The organism is Pacificoceanicola algae (assembly GCF_049341065.1).
In the GTDB taxonomy this organism is placed as follows: Bacteria; Pseudomonadota; Alphaproteobacteria; order Rhodobacterales; family Rhodobacteraceae; genus Pacificoceanicola.
This window is the reverse complement of record NZ_JBMPIX010000015.1, coordinates 1-19,765: the sequence shown is the minus strand read 5'-3', so window position 1 is coordinate 19,765 and position 19,765 is coordinate 1. Positions and strand designations below refer to the sequence as shown.

General features: G+C 59.1%; 22 protein-coding genes. 11 read left to right on the top strand and 11 right to left on the bottom strand.

The window, feature by feature from the left end; all coding sequences use genetic code 11:
• The first annotated feature begins 13 nt into the window (after window positions 1-13).
• On the top strand, window positions 14-1,747 hold the full coding sequence (lpdA, locus tag ACOYQJ_RS18200; RefSeq protein ID WP_422907425.1) for a dihydrolipoyl dehydrogenase: 1,734 nt from the start codon (window positions 14-16) through the stop codon (window positions 1,745-1,747).
• A 103-nt stretch (window positions 1,748-1,850) separates the two neighbouring features.
• Here the strand turns inward: lpdA and ACOYQJ_RS18195 are convergent, their stop codons facing one another.
• Entirely contained in the window at window positions 1,851-2,498 is a 648-nt protein-coding gene (locus ACOYQJ_RS18195) for a ChrR family anti-sigma-E factor (RefSeq protein ID WP_422907424.1), read from the bottom strand.
• Between the two features lies 1 nt (window position 2,499).
• Window positions 2,500-3,165 (bottom strand): sigma-70 family RNA polymerase sigma factor, encoded by a 666-nt coding sequence (locus ACOYQJ_RS18190; RefSeq protein ID WP_422907500.1) that lies wholly within the window; start codon window positions 3,163-3,165, stop codon window positions 2,500-2,502.
• A 114-nt stretch (window positions 3,166-3,279) separates the two neighbouring features.
• On the opposite strand from ACOYQJ_RS18190, the gene ACOYQJ_RS18185 reads away from it, so the two are divergent.
• From ACOYQJ_RS18185 to ACOYQJ_RS18165, 5 genes are all read left to right on the top strand, one after another.
• Window positions 3,280-4,578 carry an NAD(P)/FAD-dependent oxidoreductase gene (locus ACOYQJ_RS18185; protein ID WP_422907423.1) on the top strand — a complete coding sequence of 433 codons (1,299 nt, stop codon included), beginning with the start codon at window positions 3,280-3,282 and terminating at the stop codon, window positions 4,576-4,578.
• Window positions 4,575-5,354 carry a DUF1365 domain-containing protein gene (locus tag ACOYQJ_RS18180; RefSeq protein ID WP_422907422.1) on the top strand — a complete coding sequence of 260 codons (780 nt, stop codon included), beginning with the start codon at window positions 4,575-4,577 and terminating at the stop codon, window positions 5,352-5,354. The genes ACOYQJ_RS18185 and ACOYQJ_RS18180 overlap by 4 nt, the downstream gene beginning before the upstream one ends.
• On the top strand, window positions 5,351-5,914 hold the full coding sequence (locus ACOYQJ_RS18175; protein WP_422907421.1) for a DUF3833 family protein: 564 nt from the start codon (window positions 5,351-5,353) through the stop codon (window positions 5,912-5,914). The genes ACOYQJ_RS18180 and ACOYQJ_RS18175 overlap by 4 nt, the downstream gene beginning before the upstream one ends.
• Entirely contained in the window at window positions 5,911-6,642 is a 732-nt protein-coding gene (locus ACOYQJ_RS18170; protein WP_422907420.1) for an SDR family NAD(P)-dependent oxidoreductase, read from the top strand. Before ACOYQJ_RS18175 ends, ACOYQJ_RS18170 begins: the two co-directional genes overlap by 4 nt.
• A 63-nt stretch (window positions 6,643-6,705) precedes the next feature.
• Window positions 6,706-7,023: a DUF3775 domain-containing protein gene (locus ACOYQJ_RS18165; protein ID WP_422907419.1), complete on the top strand. Its 318-nt coding sequence runs from the start codon at window positions 6,706-6,708 to the stop codon at window positions 7,021-7,023.
• A 6-nt stretch (window positions 7,024-7,029) separates the two neighbouring features.
• Here ACOYQJ_RS18165 and ACOYQJ_RS18160 read toward each other — a convergent pair whose 3' ends face one another.
• Together ACOYQJ_RS18160 and ACOYQJ_RS18155 are read right to left on the bottom strand one after the other, a co-directional pair.
• Window positions 7,030-7,404 carry a CZB domain-containing protein gene (locus ACOYQJ_RS18160; RefSeq protein WP_422907418.1) on the bottom strand — a complete coding sequence of 125 codons (375 nt, stop codon included), beginning with the start codon at window positions 7,402-7,404 and terminating at the stop codon, window positions 7,030-7,032.
• Window positions 7,405-7,475: 71 nt separating this feature from the next.
• On the bottom strand, window positions 7,476-8,729 hold the full coding sequence (locus ACOYQJ_RS18155; RefSeq protein ID WP_422907417.1) for a DNA polymerase IV: 1,254 nt from the start codon (window positions 8,727-8,729) through the stop codon (window positions 7,476-7,478).
• A 34-nt stretch (window positions 8,730-8,763) separates the two neighbouring features.
• On the opposite strand from ACOYQJ_RS18155, the gene ACOYQJ_RS18150 reads away from it, so the two are divergent.
• A complete protein-coding gene (locus ACOYQJ_RS18150; RefSeq protein WP_422907416.1) occupies window positions 8,764-9,201 on the top strand; it encodes an NUDIX domain-containing protein in 438 nt (145 codons plus the stop codon).
• Between the two features lie 80 nt (window positions 9,202-9,281).
• Here the strand turns inward: ACOYQJ_RS18150 and ACOYQJ_RS18145 are convergent, their stop codons facing one another.
• From ACOYQJ_RS18145 to ACOYQJ_RS18135, 3 genes are all read right to left on the bottom strand, one after another.
• The gene (locus ACOYQJ_RS18145) at window positions 9,282-9,581 is read right to left on the bottom strand and encodes a hypothetical protein (protein ID WP_422907415.1); all 300 of its coding nucleotides are present in this window, start codon (window positions 9,579-9,581) and stop codon (window positions 9,282-9,284) included.
• A gap of 148 nt (window positions 9,582-9,729) precedes the next feature.
• The gene (gene pyrF / locus ACOYQJ_RS18140; RefSeq protein WP_422907414.1) at window positions 9,730-10,449 is read right to left on the bottom strand and encodes an orotidine-5'-phosphate decarboxylase; all 720 of its coding nucleotides are present in this window, start codon (window positions 10,447-10,449) and stop codon (window positions 9,730-9,732) included.
• 12 nt (window positions 10,450-10,461) lie between these two features.
• The gene (locus ACOYQJ_RS18135; protein ID WP_422907413.1) at window positions 10,462-10,776 is read right to left on the bottom strand and encodes a hypothetical protein; all 315 of its coding nucleotides are present in this window, start codon (window positions 10,774-10,776) and stop codon (window positions 10,462-10,464) included.
• A gap of 200 nt (window positions 10,777-10,976) precedes the next feature.
• Between ACOYQJ_RS18135 and clpB the strand changes: the two genes are divergently transcribed.
• Complete coding sequence (clpB, locus tag ACOYQJ_RS18130) at window positions 10,977-13,595, top strand: ATP-dependent chaperone ClpB (RefSeq protein ID WP_422907412.1); 2,619 nt, start codon at window positions 10,977-10,979, stop codon at window positions 13,593-13,595.
• Window positions 13,596-13,661: 66 nt separating this feature from the next.
• Here the strand turns inward: clpB and ACOYQJ_RS18125 are convergent, their stop codons facing one another.
• The 3 genes from ACOYQJ_RS18125 to ACOYQJ_RS18115 all read right to left on the bottom strand — a co-directional run bounded on the left by ACOYQJ_RS18125 (window position 13,662) and on the right by ACOYQJ_RS18115 (window position 16,079).
• Window positions 13,662-14,843, bottom strand: a complete 1,182-nt coding sequence (locus ACOYQJ_RS18125; protein ID WP_422907411.1) for a calcium-binding protein — start codon at window positions 14,841-14,843, stop codon at window positions 13,662-13,664.
• A 137-nt stretch (window positions 14,844-14,980) separates the two neighbouring features.
• Window positions 14,981-15,460 carry a fasciclin domain-containing protein gene (locus ACOYQJ_RS18120; RefSeq protein ID WP_422907410.1) on the bottom strand — a complete coding sequence of 160 codons (480 nt, stop codon included), beginning with the start codon at window positions 15,458-15,460 and terminating at the stop codon, window positions 14,981-14,983.
• A gap of 175 nt (window positions 15,461-15,635) precedes the next feature.
• Complete coding sequence (locus ACOYQJ_RS18115) at window positions 15,636-16,079, bottom strand: DUF302 domain-containing protein (RefSeq protein ID WP_422907409.1); 444 nt, start codon at window positions 16,077-16,079, stop codon at window positions 15,636-15,638.
• A gap of 116 nt (window positions 16,080-16,195) precedes the next feature.
• Here ACOYQJ_RS18115 and ACOYQJ_RS18110 point away from each other — a divergent pair, with 116 nt between their 5' ends.
• The 3 genes from ACOYQJ_RS18110 (at window position 16,196) to msrQ (ending at window position 19,334) form a co-directional block, all read left to right on the top strand.
• A complete protein-coding gene (locus tag ACOYQJ_RS18110) occupies window positions 16,196-17,731 on the top strand; it encodes an FMN-binding glutamate synthase family protein (protein ID WP_422907408.1) in 1,536 nt (511 codons plus the stop codon).
• A gap of 104 nt (window positions 17,732-17,835) precedes the next feature.
• Window positions 17,836-18,732 (top strand): protein-methionine-sulfoxide reductase catalytic subunit MsrP, encoded by an 897-nt coding sequence (gene msrP, locus ACOYQJ_RS18105; RefSeq protein ID WP_422907407.1) that lies wholly within the window; start codon window positions 17,836-17,838, stop codon window positions 18,730-18,732.
• On the top strand, window positions 18,732-19,334 hold the full coding sequence (gene msrQ / locus ACOYQJ_RS18100; RefSeq protein ID WP_422907406.1) for a protein-methionine-sulfoxide reductase heme-binding subunit MsrQ: 603 nt from the start codon (window positions 18,732-18,734) through the stop codon (window positions 19,332-19,334). The genes msrP and msrQ overlap by 1 nt, the downstream gene beginning before the upstream one ends.
• Window positions 19,335-19,491: 157 nt before the next feature.
• Here msrQ and ACOYQJ_RS18095 read toward each other — a convergent pair.
• The coding region (locus tag ACOYQJ_RS18095) for a hypothetical protein (protein ID WP_422907405.1) at window positions 19,492-19,765 on the bottom strand (274 nt) is incomplete at its 5' end.

The following is a 19,765-nucleotide window of genomic DNA, read 5'->3' as shown; positions in this document are numbered from 1 at the left end:
AAAGGACAACGATATGGAAGTCAAAGTACCCGATATCGGTGATTTCACCGACGTCCCCGTTGTCACGGTTCTGGTCTCGGTCGGCGATACAGTCGCCGCCGAAGACCCGCTGATCGAAATTGAATCCGACAAGGCCACGATGGAGGTTCCCTGCCCCGCAGCGGGCAAGGTGACGGAAATCAAGGTGGCTGAGGGCGACAAGGTCTCGGAAGGGACTGTCATCCTGATGCTCGAAGGCGCAGACGCCAAGGACGAGGCCCCCAAGGCCGAAGCCCCTGCCGCCGAGGCTCCCAAAGCCGTTGCCGCCATCGGAACCGCCACTGGCACCGGCGATGTCCATGCCGAAGTGGTCGTTCTGGGCTCTGGCCCTGGCGGCTACACTGCGGCCTTCCGCGCGGCGGATCTGGGCAAAAAGGTTGTCATGATCGAACGCAACCCGACGCTGGGCGGTGTCTGCCTGAATGTCGGCTGTATCCCGTCGAAAGCGCTTCTGCACGTCGCCAAGGTCATCACCGAGGCCGAAGAGATGGGCGCCCATGGCATCACCTTCACCAAGCCCAAGATCAATCTGGACGAATTGCGCGGCTTCAAGGACAGCGTCGTCAGCCAGTTGACTGGCGGTCTGGACGGGTTGTCCAAGGGCCGCAAGGTGCAGGTCGTGCGCGGCTATGGCAAGTTCACCGGCCCGAACATGATCGAAGTCACCGGCGACGATGGCACCAAGACCGTGTCGTTTGACCAGTGCATCATCGCGGCGGGCTCCGAACCTGTCGCGCTGCCCTTCATCCCCGAAGATGACCGGGTGATTGATAGCACAGGCGCGTTGGAACTGAAGGATATCCCGAAACGAATGCTGGTTCTGGGCGGTGGGATCATCGGGCTGGAAATGGCCTGCGTCTATGACGCTTTGGGGGCCAAGGTGACCGTGGTCGAACTGATGGACCAGATCATTCCCGGGGCCGACAAGGATATCGTCAAACCGCTGATGAACCGCATCAAGGGCCGCTACGAGAATATCTTTCTCAAGACCAAGGTCACAGCGGTTGAGGCGCTCAAGGGCGGCATGAAAGTCACCTTCGAAGACGACAAGGGCGAAAGCTTTAACGACACCTTTGACAAGGTTCTGGTTGCTGTGGGCCGCAAGCCCAACGGCAAGGTGATCGCCGCTGAGCAGGCCGGTGTCGCGGTGGATGATCGGGGCTTTATCGCCGTCGACGCCCAGCAACGTACCGGTGTGCCGCATATCTTCGCCATCGGTGATGTGGTCGGCCAGCCGATGCTGGCGCACAAGGCTGTGCACGAAGGCAAAGTCGCCGCCGAAGTCTGTGCCGGTGAAAAGCGCTTCTTTGACGCCAAGTTGATCCCTTCGGTCGCCTATACCGACCCCGAGGTGGCATGGTGCGGATTGACCGAGACTGAAGCCAAGGCCAAGGGCATCAAGTACGAAAAGGGTGTCTTTCCATGGGCGGCGTCCGGCAAGAGCCTGTCCAACGGACGCAGCGAAGGCATCACCAAGCTGCTGTTCGATCCGGCAGATGACCGCATTATCGGCGCTTGCATCGTTGGCACCAACGCCGGGGATCTGATCTCGGAATGCGCTTTGGCAATCGAGATGGGGGCAGATGCTGTGGACCTCGGCCACACGATCCACCCGCATCCGACGCTATCGGAAACGGTGAACTTTGCCGCAGAGATGTTCGAAGGCACGATCACCGACCTGATGCCGCCGAAGAAGAAAAAGCACTAAACGTGCAGCGCCCGGTATGGCAGGACCATCCCGGGCGCATCAATGTCCAGTTCTTTTCAGCGGTTGGCGCTAAGTCGACAAGTGCGACTGACGCCTTTGCCTTTCAGATTCCCAGGAAGGGTTGCGCCAGTCGCGGCAAGAGCCCTTTGAACCGCAAGGGTGCATCGGTCACGGCAAGGCAGATACAATCCTCTGAAATGTCAGCGATCGGCGTGTGGTTCACGGCTTCGCTTGCCACTTCGATGTCGCCACGGCGGAAGTATCCGTCTTCGTCGCGAAAAGCGCCTTGCAAGACCAACGTAAGTTCCAGCCCGTTGTGGCCATGGTCCGGCACAGCGGTGCCGGCCGGTATGAAAAGCAACCGCGCCGTCGCCTCGGACGAGGTTCTCAGCACGGCTTGCTTCACGCCCATCCCGACAGGACGCCATTTCACGTCTGCAAGCGACGTGCCAACATAATCGCGCAACGGCGCCGGTATGGCCGGATCGACGGGCACCTGAGCAGCAACCGGGGCGGGCTCGTCGCGTATCAGCGACATTACTTGCGAAAGGCAGTCTTTCGACACTGCGGCCGGGGCGCATTCTTCGATCAACCCTCCGCCCACAGCATCATGCGCCTCGACAGCGGCCCGGCATTCATCGCAAAGCGAAACATGCGTGGCGACGATCAGGTTGACCGCTTCGGGCAGCGTGCCAGCAGAATACCCCATGATAAGGGCGTCGGTCAGGTGATGTGTGATGCTTTGTGTCATTTTACTTCTGGCTCATTGTGTGGCGCAGGCGATCCAACGCCAATCTGATACGGGACTTGATCGTGCCAAGCGGCAGCCCGGTGGCTTCCGCAATCTCGGAGTGGGTAAGGTCGCCAAAATAGGCTTTCTCGATCAATTCCCGCTGTTTTTCGGGCAGGGCAGCGATCGCGGCCCCAAGTTGTTCCGTTTCCTGTTGCAGGCCAATCACGTCAGCCTGATCGGGTTCTGCGTCCGGACCCCAGGTTAATTCTTCGGGTTCGGGTCGACGTTGTTTGCGCAGGTGATCGATCTTGCGATTCCGCGCGATGGTGAAAATCCATGTCGAGACCGAGGCCCGCGATGGATCGAACTGAGCGGCCTTTCTCCAGATCGTGGCCATGACGTCCTGAACGCACTCTTCTGCCAGAGTTGCATCTGCGCCGGACCGCATCAAAAAGCCCTTCACCCTTGGGGCGAAGTGCTGAAACAGCTCAACAAAGGCCATCTCATCGCGGTGATCGCGAATCCGTGCGATGCAGTCGCTCCACTCCGGCGTTTTTTCGCCCTCATTTTCCTTCACATGTTTCGCCTTGTTTTTCTGTCGTTTCACCAAGACTTCGCTTGCCGTGAACCCATTATCAACAGGCACAGAGTCGCGGATCTCAATGATGTCTATCTGACCAAACATACACCTGTTACGCGGGCACTGCTGGGTCGGATCAAAAAATTCTTGGCTTTTCTCATCCAAACAGGGCCGCCATCCGTAGATTGTTTGAAACAAAACAAACGTCAGGTGAACTGCATGCCCTTTGAAGCCCGCCCCACAGCGCCGCGCAACATAGCCATTATCGGCGCTGGGATATCAGGGCTGGGCGCGGCGCTGATGCTGGCCGACGATCACAAGGTCACGGTGTATGAGGCCGAGCCGCGCCTTGGCGGGCACGCCCGGACTATCATGGCGGGGAAACGCGGGGATCAGCCTGTGGATACTGGGTTCATCGTGTTCAACCGCGCCAATTACCCGCATCTCTGCGCGATGTTCGAGCGGTTGGAAGTGCCCGTTGCGAAATCGGACATGAGTTTTTCCGCCAGCTTGCGCGGTGGCGCCATGGAGTACGGTTTGCGCGATATGCGCGCCGTATTCGCTCAAAAGAGCAATCTGGCGAAACCCAAGTTCTGGGGCATGATCCGCGACATAACCCGCTTCAACGCCCAAGCGGCGGGCGCAGCACAGGATCCGGAGATCCCTTTGGGGGCATTTCTGGATCAGTTAAACATGGGGGACTGGTTTCGCCGGTATTATCTGCTGCCGCTTTCGGGTGCGATCTGGTCGACGCCAACAGAGAAAATCCTCGACTTTCCGGCGCGGGCGTTGGTCCAGTTTTTCGAAAATCATGCTCTGCTGCACCATACCGGGCAGCATCAGTGGTATACGGTGCAAGGCGGCTCGGTCGAATATGTCCGACGGCTGGAGGACGCGCTGAAAAAGCAAGATGTGGCCATACGGCTGAACTGCCCGGTCGACGCTGTGCGGCGCGAAGCCGGTTCAGTCGCGATCAAGGCCAAGGGCGGCGAATGGGAACACTATGACGAGGTCATTTTTGCAACGCATTCGGACGACAGCCTGCGTATGCTCGATGATGCCAGTGCCGACGAGCAAAAGGCGCTGAGTTCGGTGGGCTACCAACCCAACAGCATCGTGCTGCATTCTGATACGTCGATCATGCCCAAGCGCAAGGCGGTTTGGTCGTCGTGGAACTACACCGAAACGACCCGCAAAGAGATGAACCAAATCGATCTGACCTATTGGATGAATTGCCTGCAACCCATCCCCAAGGACGATCCTCTTTTCGTCACGCTCAACTCGACCCGTGCGATCCGCGAAGACCTGATCCATGACGAAGTCACTTTGCGGCATCCGGTCTATGACCTTGCGGCGCTGGAAGGTCAAAAACTGGCGGCGCAAATAAACGGTACAAACAACACATGGTTTTGCGGGGCATGGATGAAGAATGGCTTCCACGAGGATGGCTTGTCCAGCGCTGTTGACGTCGCTGAAGCATTGACGGCCCGTCTTGCCCAGCCGGTGCGGGCAGCATGACCATGCAGGTCGATCATATCGCGGGCCACACCTACCATGGCCGAAAAGGGGCTGTTGAGAATGCCTTTCGCTATGCCATCGACTATGTGTTGCTGGATGCTGAGGCCGATGTCAAAACGCCGACCCTGTTTTCCCGGAACGGGCGCAACCTGAGCTCGGTTCAGGACAGGGATCATGGCGGCGCGCCGAAGCAGGGGTGCGGGGCTGTCTGGGCGCGCGAGGTCTTGCAGGCGCATCAGATCCGCGCCGATGGGCCGCTGTTGTTGTTGGCGCAGCCCAAGGTTCTGGGACATGTTTTCAACCCGGTATCCTTCTGGCTGGCTCATGACAGCCAAGGGCAGATGATCGCTGTGATCGCCGAGGTGACGAACACCTTTGGGGATCGGCATTCGTACCTTTGTGCGCTTCCGGGCGGGCGGCCGATCACGCGCGAAGATCGCATAAAGGCGCAAAAGATATTCCACGTTTCGCCATTTCAGCCGATCGCGGGTGACTATGTTTTTCGCTTTGATATTGGCGCGGAGCGTATCGGCATCTGGATTGATTTCAGCCACGGCGACGGAGGCGTGATCGCAACGCTTTGTGGCGAACGTACAGCTTTGACCAATCGGGCCATTCTCTGGGCTATGGTTCGACGCCCATTTGGCGCCCGCCGAGTGTTGGCGCTGATCTTTTGGCAGGCTTTGAAACTGCGGATCAAGGGCGCACGGTATCGCGACAGACCCGCGCCGCCAAAGCAAGCTGTAAGTGCTTCAATCAAGGAGGCAAACGGATGACCGATGCTTTGTTCGTGGCGCTCGGCGCGGTTATCGTCTTTGGCCTGGTTTGGCTGCGCACGCGCTTCTTCAGTTTTTCGGCGCAAAAGCCGGAAGACTATGCGGATAGCACACAGCAATTCGATTTGCGCACTCATCTTGACGGACCGCTGATTTGTGAAGGCGTCATCTATGGACCGACGGGTCGTGTGACGTCGCGCTTCGTTGGTGATTTTCATGTGCAGTGGGATGGCAACCGTGGCGTAATGCACGAACACTTCCGCTATGAGAGCGGTAAGGAACAGCATCGCGAATGGGCGCTGGTGCTGAGCAATGACGGCGGTATCAAGGCCACCGCGCCGGATCTTGTAGGCGAAGGGAAAGGCGCGCAACGCGGTGGCTCGGTCAACCTGCGGTATCGCATCCGCCTGCCTGATGATTCTGGCGGCCATGTTCTGGATACCCTCGACTGGATGTATTTGACGCCGAATGGAACCATCGTGAACCGCAGTCAGTTTCGCAAATATGGGTTCAAGGTGGCGGAATTGGTCGCCACGATGCGAAAGGTTGAAGCGGCGTGAGAGATTGGGTTGGCAAGCGGTACTGGCTGGTCGGGGCATCCGAAGGATTGGGCGCGGCTCTGGCCCGGCGGCTGAACGCGGCAGGATGCGAAGTCATTCTGTCGGCGCGGTCCGCCGAGGGACTGGAGCGGTTGGCCGCAGACCTTCCCGGCAAGTCCCGTATCGCTCCCGTTGATGTAACGGACAGCGCGGCTTTGGCGCGTGTCGCTGGTGAGATTGGCGAGATCGACGGTGTGGTTCAAATGGCCGGGGTCTACTGGCCTTTTGGCGCGATGGATTGGAATGCCGAACAAGCCAACACGATGGCACAGGTCAATTTCGCAGGGGCAATGGCCTTGATGGGCACGGTTTTGCCCGGGTTCGTGGCTCGCGACAAAGGCCACATTGTCCTGACCGGTTCGCTGTCCGGGTTTCGCGGCCTGCCAGATTCCGCGCCCTACACATCGTCCAAGGCTGGGGTCATGGCGCTTGCCGAATCCTTGTTTGCGGATCTTCGCAAGACGGGGGTCGAAGTCCAGTTGTTGAACCCCGGTTTCATCCGGACCCGGTTGACGGAAAAGAACGATTTCAAAATGCCGTTCCTGATGGAGCCGGAAGACGCGGCGCAGATTTGTTTTGAGCATATGTCCTCGGACCGCTTCAAACGCTCTTTTCCCTTTGGATTCAGCCTTGTGTTCCGTCTGGGGCAGTTTTTGCCGGATTGGTTGTACTATCGGCTGTTTGCGTAAGATCAAGGTGGGCAGGCGCACTGTGCGGCATGATCCTTGGGCGAATACCTAAGGAGACGCGACATGGAAAAGATCAGTGTTCGGAAAGTGGCGGCCGTCATCGTGATGGCGCGGGAGTTGGACCGCGCAGAAGGAGAGTTGCGCGCCCTGATTGACCGCATGGACGAAGAGGAACAGGCCGCGCTGGTCGCAGTCATGTGGGTCGGACGTGATGCTTTTGACGCCGAAGAATTCGAAGAGGCCTACGCAACCGCCTATGCCGAAGCCTCCACTCCGACATCGGACTATCTGATCGGAACCCCGCATCTTGCCGACAACCTCGAGGCTGGGCTGGAAGCTTTGGGCTATGATGTTCAGGGCGAGGAAGACGCGCTTTTGTAGGGACCGTCAGGTTTGAATTTCTGACCGCCAGCGCGTGATGGCGCGGGTCAGTTTTTCGGTACGTTCTGCATAGGCTCCTTCCATCACCTCCTGCGCCCGTTCGGCGCGGCCATTGGTGGCGTGGTTGATGACCACGGCGGCGGCCTTGTGAAATTCGCGATGCAACTGCCGGGTGACCTGATAGGGTTTGCCGCCTTTCAAACTGGCAGGTACCTCGTCACCTTCGATCCATTTGCCAAATTCGCAAATGTCGCAGCGTTGCACATCCTCGACGGATTGATCGAATTTGCCGACGTTGATCGCCGTTTTGAGCCGCAACTTCCAACGATTGTGTGCGGCCAAAGCTTTGGTCAATTGTTGTTCAAGCGCGGTTTCAGTCATTTGCTGGATCCATCGTCATTTTTCAGCGGACGATGCCAGACATTCGCTAACAGGGCGTAAAGATCGCCAAGTCACCTCAGGGCGCGACCCTTGAGGATAACACCTTCGCCGAACTTGGCGCGCAGGCTGTCCGTGGCGCGTTCGGCTTGCGCCCTCTGGGCAGCCTGCGGATCAAGTAGATCGGGCAGGCGATCCGCTTGATCTTCAGGCACCAGATCAGAGATGCCGGCCCCGATCAGGCGAAAAGGTCCCTGATCCTGCACTTGGTCAAACAGCAAACGGACCGTGCGGTAAATCCGGTCTGCGATCTGTGTCGGTTCGGGCAGAGAGGTGCGCCGGGTGATTAACCGGAAATCCCTGCGTTTGACTTTCAGCGTCACGACGCGCCCGGCCAGCCCCTTGGCCTTGGCGCGATCGGCCACCTTTTCCGACATGCGCCAAAGATGGCCGTCCAGAATATCGGTATCGGCGGTATCCTCGAAAAACGTCGTCTCGTTCGAGATGGACTTCATCGGCGCATTGCGCGTTACGCGCCGTTTGTCCTGTCCGCGCGCGAGATGCCACAATCGTTCACCCATGCTGCCGAACCGCGTGTTCAGATCGCGGCGGTCCCAGCGCAGCAGGTCATCAAATGTGCGGATACCGGCCTTGTCCAACTGCTCCTGACCCGCACTGCCAACGCCCCAGATCATCCGGACGGATTTCGGCCGCAGGAAAGCTTCGGTTTCGGCCTTGCCGATTACGGAAAAACCGCGCGGTTTATCAAGATCCGATGCGATCTTGGCCAAAAACTTGTTGTGCGCCAGCCCGATCGAGCCTGTCAGCCCCAGTTCATCCTTCATCCGTTTGACCAGCCGCGCCAGCATTACTGCGGGCGGCGCACCGTGCAGACGGGTGGTGCCGGTCAGGTCCAGAAAAGCCTCGTCCAGAGACAACGGTTCAATGGCGGGGGTCAGATCCTCCATCATCGCGCGGATCGCCTTGGAGGCCTCGGCATAGGCAGACATGCGCGGTTTGATCACCACCGCGTCGGGGCAAAGTTGCAGCGCCTTGAACATCGGCATGGCCGAGCGTACGCCGCGAATGCGCGCAATGTAGCAAGCGGTCGAGACGACGCCCCGCCGTCCGCCGCCGATGATCACGGGTTTGTCGGCAAGTTCCGGGTTGTCGCGCTTTTCCACGCTGGCATAAAAGGCGTCACAATCCATGTGGGCGATGGACAGATCCCATAGCTCATCGTGATTGATGACACGCGGGCGCTTGCACTCCGGGCAACGGGACCCGGAATCAAAGCTGGTCAGACAATCGCGGCACAATGCGGGCATGGGGCCAGTCTACAGCGAAGCGAAAGGGCGCGCCATGAGTGATCCACATCGCGAATTTCTTGGGGCCAAGCTGATGCTGTTCGCGGGGGATCAGATCGTCGCGCTGCGCCGCGACTTCGCGCCGGGGCTGGTGTGGCCGGGGTGTCTGGATTTTCCGGGTGGTGGGCGCGAGGGAAATGAAAGTCCGGTCGCCTGCGCGCTGCGCGAAACCCGCGAAGAGATTGGCCTGGATGTCCCTGCGGACAGCTTAAGGCTGGCGCATTTGCGTGACACGGGGAATGCCGTGACCTGGTTTTTTGCGGCCCATCTTCCGGGGGGGATTCTGGGCGACATCCGCTTTGGCGATGAAGGGCAGGGCTGGCAGGCCATGGCGCCTGCGTCGTTTGTCGGGGATGCGACGGCAATCCCGCATTTCCGGGACATCCTGCGCGCATATATCAAAGGCCGGAGCGCAGAGCGCCCCGGCCAGTGAACCGCCCTTGTTCGGGGGACGTTGATCAAGGACGGTGTTCGGTTTGGCCCGTGCGGGTGATCAGCTCAGGCCAGGAAAACTCAGGCAGCGCGGCTGCCGTGTAGAAGGGCCTGCCAATCAAACCCGCCTTGCAGCGGTTTGGGCATCGGGGCAGGCGCTTTTTCCAGACGCGATTTCATCTGGTCAGAGCGATTGATGCGGGCCATCGCGGCCTTTAGCAAACCTTTGCTGACGACGTCGAATTCGGCGGTCAGCGGGGCGCGGAAACTGGTTGCGATACGGCGCGTGCCGGTTGTTCCGTGGAACGTCACCAAAGCCTCAAAGCTTTGCTCTGCCGGATTGTAACGGATTTCACCGATTTCTGTTTTACTGCGCGACATCTCTCTGCCTCCTGTATCCTACCTTTGGGACTGGCTGTCCTGTGGATAACTCTCAGATGGGCATAAGGTTCCGTCAGGAGAAGAGGGCTCACGAAGCTGTGTCCCCTTTCTCCGGCGCGCTGTGCGGAAGTCCGCCTATTCCCGGCGGTCAGCCGATATTCGGTTGCTTGGCCTGGGGCGAGCGCAATTCGTCTACGATGGACTGCGCCGCGGCCTTAGGATCGGCGGCCATGTGAATGGGACGGCCGACAACGATATGATCGGCCCCTGCGGCAACCGCATTTGCCGGCGTGGCAATACGCTTTTGGTCGCCCTTGTCGGTACCGACGGGCCGGACGCCGGGGGTGACGATCAGCTTTCCCTCGGCCTCTGGCAGGGCGCGGATCAGCGCGGCCTCGTTCGGAGAGGCAATGACGCCATCGGCCCCGGCCTCGAACGCGCGGGCGGCGCGGGTGGTCACAAGCTCGGGGATGTCACCGGGTCGGATCAGCGCGGCGTCCAGATCGGCGCGGTCAAGCGAGGTCAGGATCGTCACTGCGAGAATTTTCAGATCCTTGCCAGCGGCCCCTTCTTTCGCCGCGCGCACCACGTAGGGATCGCCATGAACGGTCAGGAAATCCAGATCGAACTGCGCCAGCCCGCGCACCGCCGCTTCGACCGTGGCGCCGATATCAAACAGCTTCATGTCCAGAAAGATACGCTTGCCAAAATCTTGCTTCAGCTCATTCGCCAAGGCCAGCCCGCCGCCGGTCAGCATGCCAAGCCCGATCTTGTAAAACGATACCGTGTCGCCCAAGGCGCTGGCCATGTGCAGGCCTTCGATGGCAGAGGGGACGTCAAGCGCAACGATCAGGCGGTCATCAGACATGGGGCATCTTTCCTAAGCTGGGGTTCCCCTGCTTTTGGGTGCCCGCACGGGGCGCGTCAAGTCCACCTGTGTCAGCCCATAGGGGAGAATGCCCGGGGCAAAGAGGATTTCTTCGCCCTCAAGGTATTCCGGCATCTGCCGCGCCCGTTTCAGGGCCATCGCCAGCAGGCGCAACCTGTGGCGGCTTTTGAGCACTTCAACCCGACGGGGAACGGTCAACGGGATTTGCAGGCGCCTGCCGTCAGTCACAAGCGAGACCGCGCCGTGGTGGGCGCCGCCATGGGCGGCATCATGAAACCCTGAAATTTCGATACTTGTTACATACATATTTGTTCTCCTCGGCGGTGGAGTATCCTCGAACGAGCTTAAGAATCGGTGGACGTAGGGGGAGTTGCAAAAGTGCAACGCCAGCCCCTTGAAGCGGCCCGGGCCAATCGCCATCTTTTGACCGAGGCCCTTTCGGACCTGCGTGCCGCAATTCGGGCGCGGGCCAAATCCACGGGGCGCTTAAACGGAAGGAGAACACCATGAACTTAGAGAAGTTCACGGAACGGTCGCGCGGGTTCATTCAGGCTGCGCAGACCATTGCAATGCGGGAAAGCCACCAGAAATTGGCGCCCGAACATCTGCTCAAGGCAGTGATGGACGACGATCAGGGGATGGCAAGCAACCTGATCAATCGCTCGGGCGGGGATGCCGCACGAGTGGTGCAGGTTCTGGAAACCAAGGTCGCCAAAATCCCCAAAGTGACCGGAGACGCCGGGCAGATTTACATGGATTCCGGCACCGGCAAGGTTCTGGACGAGGCCGAAAAGCTGGCCACCAAGGCGGGCGACAGCTTTGTCCCGGTCGAACGGCTGCTGATGGCACTTGCCATGGTCAAAAGCCCGGCCAAAGAGGCGCTGGATGCGGGCGGCGTGACCGCTCAGAAGCTGAACGAGGCGATCAACGACCTGCGCAAGGGGCGCACAGCTGACTCGGCCAGTGCCGAAGAAGGCTATGACGCCCTCAACAAATACGCGATGGACCTGACCGAGCGCGCCCGCGAAGGCAAGATCGATCCGATCATCGGTCGTGACGAAGAAATTCGCCGCACCATGCAGGTGCTGTCGCGCCGGACCAAGAACAATCCGGTGCTGATTGGCGAACCCGGCGTTGGTAAGACTGCGATTGCCGAAGGCTTGGCGCTGCGCATCGTCAATGGTGACGTGCCCGAAAGTCTGCACAACAAACGGCTTTTGTCCTTGGACATGGGGGCGCTGATTGCTGGCGCGAAGTATCGCGGTGAATTCGAAGAACGGCTCAAGGCCATCTTGTCCGAGGTGACGGCCGCCGCTGGCGAAGTCATCCTGTTCATCGACGAAATGCACACGCTGGTCGGCGCCGGTAAGGCGGACGGCGCGATGGATGCGTCAAACCTGCTGAAACCTGCCTTGGCGCGGGGTGAATTGCACTGCGTTGGCGCCACGACGCTGGACGAATACCGCAAGCATGTTGAAAAGGACGCGGCCCTTGCCCGTCGCTTCCAGCCTGTGATGGTCGAAGAACCCACCGTCGAGGATACGATCAGCATCCTGCGCGGTATCAAGGAAAAGTACGAGCTGCACCACGGTGTGCGGATCTCGGACAGCGCCTTGGTGGCAGCCGCAACGCTGAGCCATCGTTATATCACCGATCGTTTCCTGCCGGACAAGGCCATCGACCTGATGGACGAAGCCGCCAGCCGTTTGCGGATGGAAGTGGACTCCAAGCCCGAGGAACTGGATGCGCTGGACCGCGATATTCTGCAAAAGCAGATCGAGGTCGAAGCCCTTCGGACCGAGGACGATCAGGCCAGCAAGGACCGTTTGACCAAGCTGGAAAAGGATCTGGCCGACCTTCAGGAACACTCTGCCGAGATGACCGCCCGCTGGCAGGCCGAGCGAGACAAGCTGGCCGGTGCGCGTGACATCAAGGAAAAGCTTGATCATGCGCGGGCACAACTGGATCAGGCCAAGCGTCAGGGCGATCTCGCCAAGGCGGGTGAGCTGTCTTACGGCGTGATCCCGCAGCTTGAAAAGCAACTGGCCGAGGCCGAGGCGAGCGATGACAACGACGTCATGGTCGAAGAGGCCGTGCGTCCGGATCAGATTGCCGCGGTGGTGGAACGCTGGACGGGTATCCCGGCTGGCAAGATGCTGGAAGGTGAGCGTGAAAAGCTGCTGGGGATGGAAGCGGGCCTGCACAAGCGGGTGATCGGCCAGAACCAGGCGGTGACGGCGGTTGCCAATGCGGTGCGCCGTGCGCGCGCAGGTCTGAACGATGAGAACCGGCCGCTTGGCTCGTTCCTCTTCCTTGGGCCGACCGGCGTGGGTAAGACCGAGCTGACCAAGGCCGTGGCCGAGTTCCTGTTCGACGACGACAATGCGATGGTTCGTATTGATATGTCCGAGTTCATGGAGAAACACTCGGTCTCTCGTCTGATCGGCGCGCCTCCGGGCTATGTCGGCTATGACGAAGGCGGTGTTCTGACCGAGGCGGTGCGGCGTCGGCCCTATCAGGTCGTGCTGTTCGACGAGGTTGAGAAGGCCCACCCGGATGTGTTCAACGTGCTGTTGCAGGTTCTGGACGATGGTGTGCTGACCGATGGTCAGGGCCGCACGGTCGACTTCAAGCAGACGCTGATCGTGCTGACCTCGAACCTTGGCTCGCAGGCGCTTAGCCAGCTTCCTGACGGTGCCGATGGTGCGCAGGCCAAGCGTGACGTGATGGATGCGGTGCGGGCACATTTCCGCCCCGAGTTCCTGAACCGTCTGGATGAGACGATCATCTTTGATCGGCTCAAGCGCGAGGATATGGACGGTATTGTCGATATCCAGATGGCCCGGCTGCTCAAACGGCTTGCTGCCCGCAAGATCCGGCTGGAGCTTGACGATGACGCGCGCAAGTGGTTGGCCAACGAAGGCTATGACCCGGTATTCGGGGCGCGTCCGCTCAAGCGGGTGATCCAGAGCGCCTTGCAGAACCCGCTGGCAGAGATGCTGTTGTCCGGGGATGTGAACGATGGCGACACCGTTCCGGTGAGCGTCGGGGCCGAAGGTCTGATCATCGGTGATCGGGTAGGGTCCACGAACCGGCCGAAACCGGATGACGCCGTAGTGCACTAAGTCGCTGTGATACTGAAAAGGCCCGCCAGAGTTGGCGGGCCTTTTTGCTTGCGCACGTGCTGAAGGTCAGAACAGGATCGATCCGGGATTGAAGTCATCCAAGGTCACTTGTTCCAGCAGGATCACATCCCCTGCGGTGATCCCGATCTCAAGGCCCGCGGGCGTTTCCGTCAAGGTCAGGGCCTCGGGTCCGGACAGGTTCAGCGCGGTCAGGTCAATCTCGTCAGAACTGAAACTGAAGCCTTCGATTGTGTCCATGCCGGACCCGGCATCGAAGACAAAGCTGTCCTGCCCATAGCCTCCTTGCAGCAGGTCGTCGCCTGCGCCGCCGTTGAGCGTGTCGTCGTCAAAGCCACCCCTCAGGGTGTCATTGCCGTCACCGCCGACAAGGAAATCGTCCCCGGCACTGCCCCAAAGAATGTCGTTACCGGCATCGCCAAACACCAGATCATGCCCGGTGCCAGCATAGACGGTATCATCGCCGGTGCCGCCGGACAGCGTGTCGTGGCCGCTTTCACCGAACAGCAGGTCGTTGCCTTCGCCGCCTTCGAGGATATCGTTCAGGGTGCCGCCCCAAAGGCTGTCATTGCCTTCGCCGCCGTTCAGGCTGTCGTGGCCCGAGGCCCCCCGTAGAGCATCATCGCCCGCGCCACCCAACAACGTGTCATGTCCCGAGCCGCCGTGCAGCCAGTCGGCGTCGTCACCGCCGTCCAGCACATCGTTGCCGCTGTTGCCGGACAGGCTGTCCTGTCCCGCACCGCCGAACAGGGTATCTTCGCCTGTGCCACCGATACCGGTATCGTTTCCGTCGCCACCCAGTAAAAGGTCCAGCCCGAGACCACCGATCAGCAGATCGTCACCAGCCTCGCCGATGACCAGATCGTTGCCGTTACCGCCATTGACATAGTCATTGCCATCGCCGCCATTGGCCTCGTCGTCGCCGTTGCCCGCGCGCAGCCAGTCATCACCGATCCCGCCGCTCAGGAAATCGTTGCCGGCGCCGGCCTGCAAGAAATCGTTCCCGCCATCGCCCCAAAGGCTGTCATGGCCGTTGTTGCCACGGATCTCGTCGTCGCCGAGCAGACCATAAAGCGCGTCGTTGCCGTATCCACCACGGATCTTGTCGGGTCCGTCGCTGCCGAAAAGGATGTCGCTGGTCGTTTCTCCCAGAACGGTTTGCACCGGGGCTTCTGATTGGGCGGTAAAGGTTTGTCGCTCGTTTGCTTTGTTCTTGTAGTCGCCGAACATGATGGCTCCGCTTAAAGCTAATTCAACAATTCGACGTTTTGATAGAAATTGTGGTTAATTTAGGGCCAATTCTGCGGGCCACAAAAAAAGTCCGCCGTGCGATGCACGACGGACCCGGAAACGCAAAAACGCGTCGTTTACTTCGGCAGGATTACTGCGTCGATCACGTGGATCACACCGTTCGAGGCTTCGATGTCGGCCTGCACAACATTGGCGCCGTCGACGGTCACGCCGCCTTCGGTCATGATGGTGACATCACCACCCTGTACAGTTGTCGCCATCATGTTGTTCGACAGATCGGTCGACATCACTTTGCCAGCAATGACGTGATAGGTCAGAATGGCCGCCAGTTGGTCCTTGTTCTCAGGCTTCAGAAGGTTTTCGACTGTGCCTTCGGGAAGCGCGGCAAAAGCTTCGTCCGTGGGGGCGAAAACGGTGAAGGGGCCTTCGCTTTTCAGCGTATCCACAAGGTCGGCGGCCGTTGCGGCGGCAAGCAGCGTTTCAAAGCTGCCGGCGTTTGCGGCGGTATCAACGATATCCATGGAATGGCCACCGGCGAAAGCGGGGCCAGCCAGAAGGGTTGCGGCAGTCAAGGCAAGATAAGTTCTGCGGAACATGTGTGTTCTCCTAGTAAGTGTTGCCGATGTGGCTGTCACATCTACCAAAGCTTACGGAGACTATGAGCAGTTGGATCAGGGGGGATTCCCGCCGAGCAAACTTGACGAAAGGCGCGACCCCGCTAAGCCGCGCGCTTTCTCAATTTCCAATAGCATTTTCGTGAATGCGCGTGATTTATTCGAGGCCGACAGCCGCTCTTGCGATTCCGTCCAGCAAGGCCTCGATCTTCTTCATGGCGCCCTCGGGATAGGTGCGGAAACCGATGGTCGTGACCTCCGGGGTTTCAGGACGCACGATGACAAAGATGTCGTAAGGACAGAAGACAATGTTCATCGGATCGGCTTCCATCACCTCGCGCGAAAGCTTGGCCGAGCAAAAGCTGAAGACGTCTGCCTGTTCGAACAACACGACGTCCGAGCCGACGTCGGCGCGGGTGCGTTCCAGCATTTCGCCGGTATGGCTGACGGAATCGATAACCAACCCCTGGTCAATGATCGCGTTCTCAAGACCAAAGACGACATCGTCGAAGCTCTGGTCACTGTCATAGGTGATCATATCGGCTGCCGATGCTGCGGTTGCGAAGATGGTCAGCGCCGCTGCGGTTAAAATCTTTCTCATATCTCTCCCCTTCACGATTTGTGCAGAAAGGCTGCCTAATCATTCGTGATAATGCCACAGTAAGGTACACAGGTTGATTAGCATTGACGTAAATCAACGAATTCATGAGGGTGAATATGACCTACGCAACCGCTGCCTTGCAATACCTGGCGCTCTTGTTTGTTTTCCTCATCGGCGCTGGCGCGGCATTGGCTCTATTGTTTTTCATCATCGACAGGACGCAGACCAGTGACGCGATCCGGCGCAACTATCCGGTCATCGGGCGTTTTCGCCACCTGTTTACCGAGCTTGGTGAATTCTTTCGGCAGTATTTCTTTGCCATGGACCGCGAAGAGATGCCTTTTAACCGCGCGCAGCGAAACTGGGTGGACGGGGCGGCGAAGGGCGAAAGCAATACGGTTGCCTTTGGATCGACGCGCAATTTGAACGTGCCGGGCACGCCGATTTTCATGAATGCGGTCTTTCCGCCGTTGGACGATCAATTTGGCGCGACTGAACCGATGGTGATCGGGCCAACCGCAAAAATCCCTTTTGCCGCGCCTTCGATCTTCAACATTTCGGGGATGTCATATGGCGCACTGTCTAAGCCTGCCGTACGCGCGCTGAGCCGGGGCGCGAAAGAGGCGGGCATCTGGATGAATACCGGAGAAGGGGGGCTGTCGCCTTTTCACCTTGAGGGCGGATGCGACATCGTTTTTCAGATCGGCACGGCGAAATACGGCGTGCGCGACAAAGATGGCAATCTGAGCGACGTCAAGCTGCGCGAAGTGGCGGCGCATCCTCAGGTCAGGATGTTCGAGATCAAGCTGAGCCAAGGGGCCAAGCCGGGCAAGGGGGGCATTCTTCCGGCGGCCAAGGTCTCGAAAGAAATCGCCGAGATTCGTGGGATCGAAGAGGGCAAGGCCAGTATTTCCCCCAATCGCCACAGCGAGGTGGACGACTTCAACGGGTTACTGGACCTGATCCATCATGTGCGCGAAGTGACGGGCAAGCCGGTGGGGTTCAAGACCTGTATGGGCTCGGCCGATCCGTGGTTCGATTTCTTCAAACTGATCCGTGAACGCGGCACCGATTATGCGCCGGATTTCATAACCGTCGATGGTGGCGAAGGTGGCACCGGGGCGGCGCCGATGCCCCTGATGGACCTTGTCGGGATGCCTCTGCGTGAGGCTTTGGTGCGGATGGTGGATCTGCGTGATCTGGCCGGGCTGCATGATCGGATCCGGATCATTGCCAGCGGCAAGCTTATTGCCCCCGGTGATGTGGCATGGGCGATTTGCGCCGGGGCAGATATCGTCACCTCGGCGCGTGGCTTCATGTTCAGCCTTGGCTGCATTCAGGCGCTCAAGTGTAACCGCAACACTTGCCCGACAGGCATCACCACCCATGATCCGCGCCTTCAGGCCGGGTTGGTGGTCGAGGAAAAGGACAAGCGCGTGGCGCGCTATGCCAAATCGATAATCAAAGAGGTCGAGACCATTGCGCATTCCGTCGGAGTTGCCGAACCACGTCTGATGCGGCGCAAACACGTCCGGCTGGTCAAGGACGACGGCTCGTCCGAGCAGATGAGCGTGCTCTATCCCGCAGTTGCGCTGGATGGCGATCTGACCGGGGGCCACCAGATGTTCGAGCAGGCGCTGAAGCGTATGTAAAGCAAGGTATTTGTTTCACGGATACCACGCCAAAGTGAAACGGCGTGGTTTGAAGGCGCGCGCGTACCTGCCTATCTTTGGCGTGAGGCACCAAGGAGGACCGGATGGCCAAGCGCTGGATAAACGACCTGACCCACACTGATATCACGCCCGAGCGCGTGTTCCTGAACCGTCGCCAGATCATCGCTGGGATCGGCGCCGGGGCCATCTCCGGATTGGCTGCGCCAGCGCGGGCCGAAGGGCTAGAGCCCAACAGTTTTGAAGAGATCACCAGCTACTGCAACTACTATGAGTTCGGAACCGGCAAAGAAGATCCGGCCCGCAACGCACATATGCTGACCACCTCGCCCTGGACGGTAAAGATCGATGGTCTTGTCGAACGTCCCGGTGAATATGCGTTGGCTGGGATCATAGACAAGATGACGGTGGAAGAGCGCATCTATCGTTTCCGCTGCGTCGAGGCCTGGTCGATGGTGGTGCCATGGAACGGATTTGAACTTGCGGATCTGCTGAGCATGGCTGGCGTCAAATCCGACGCAAAATACGTGGCCTTCGAAACCGCGCTGCGCCCTGACGAGATGCCCGGCACCCGCTTCCCCGTACTTGACTGGCCCTATGTCGAGGGGTTGCGTCTGGACGAAGCGATGCATCCCCTGACGATCATGGCAACGGGGCTGTATGGAAAACCCCTGCCGAACCAGAACGGTGCGCCGCTTCGGTTGGTGGTGCCGTGGAAATACGGGTTCAAGTCTATCAAATCCGTTGTGCGGATTAGCTTGACCGACACCCAGCCGCCTACGTCATGGAACAAGGCGAATGCGCGCGAATACGGCTTTTACAGCAATGTGAATCCCGATGTGGATCATCCGCGTTGGTCTCAGGCCAGCGAACGTCGGATCGGCGGGGGGCTCTTTTCTCGCAAGGTTCCGACGCAGAAGTTCAACGGCTACGATGAGGTCGCCAGCCTATACGATGGCATGGACCTGACTGCGAATTTCTGATGCTGAAAGATCGGATCAATGCCTTCGCGCGGCGAACGCCCCTCGCAGCTGTATATATACTGTGCGCCCTGCCTGCGCCCTGGCTGTTTTATCTTGGCCTGACCGGGGGCTTGGGCGTTGAACCGATCAAAGCACTGGAACATGAGTACGGACAACTGGCGCTTAAGCTGTTGATCGCCGGGCTGGCGGTGACGCCGCTGCGTCGGTTCGCCGGAGTGAACCTGCTCAAGTTTCGACGCGCCCTTGGCTTGATGGCCTTCTTCTATGTTGTTCTGCATCTGTCGGTCTGGCTGTTCTTGGATGTGCAGGCCGTCGGTCAGATATGGGCGGACATTCTCAAGCGGCCCTATATCACGGTCGGCATGTTGGCCTTCCTGTTGCTGGTTCCCTTGGCGGTGACGTCGAACAATTATTCGATCAGGCGTCTGGGCCCGGATTGGAGGCGTCTGCACAAGCTTGTCTATCCCGCTATTTTGCTGGGTGGATTGCACTTCGTGATGCTGGTGAAGGGACTTCAGCCAGAGCCTCTGGCCTATATCGTCGTGATTTTGGGTCTCCTTGCCCTCCGGGTTCGCGGTGTGCGTAAAAATCAGGCAGTTTGAGCGTCGAAATCCGGGAGATTTGGCGCTTTGAGAAATCGCGATTTTGTCGATTTCGACGTTTTGAGGCCAATTTGGTTCTACCGACGACGCATAGGTATCAATTTCGGAGTGCGCGGCGGCCGCGAATGGCGGGAATCTGACGGTTTGGTCTCCGAGACTATGCCTTGTGGCCTCTCTGAATCGCCTCTGAGAATCTTCCTCTTGGGGCTGATGTCTTGGCAACCGCTACATGTTGAACCTTGATAGGGCGCACGACAGTGGTTTTCAGCTTGAGGTGGCTAGACGGCCGCAAAAAATTCAGCATCAACCATTTGATATTATACGAGAAAATGTGGGGATGAAAAAAAACTGACGTTTCTTCAAAAAACTGCTTGCGGGTTTTGGGTGGTGGTACTAGAACCCCCTTCACCGGCGGCGCTGAGGCGCGGTTG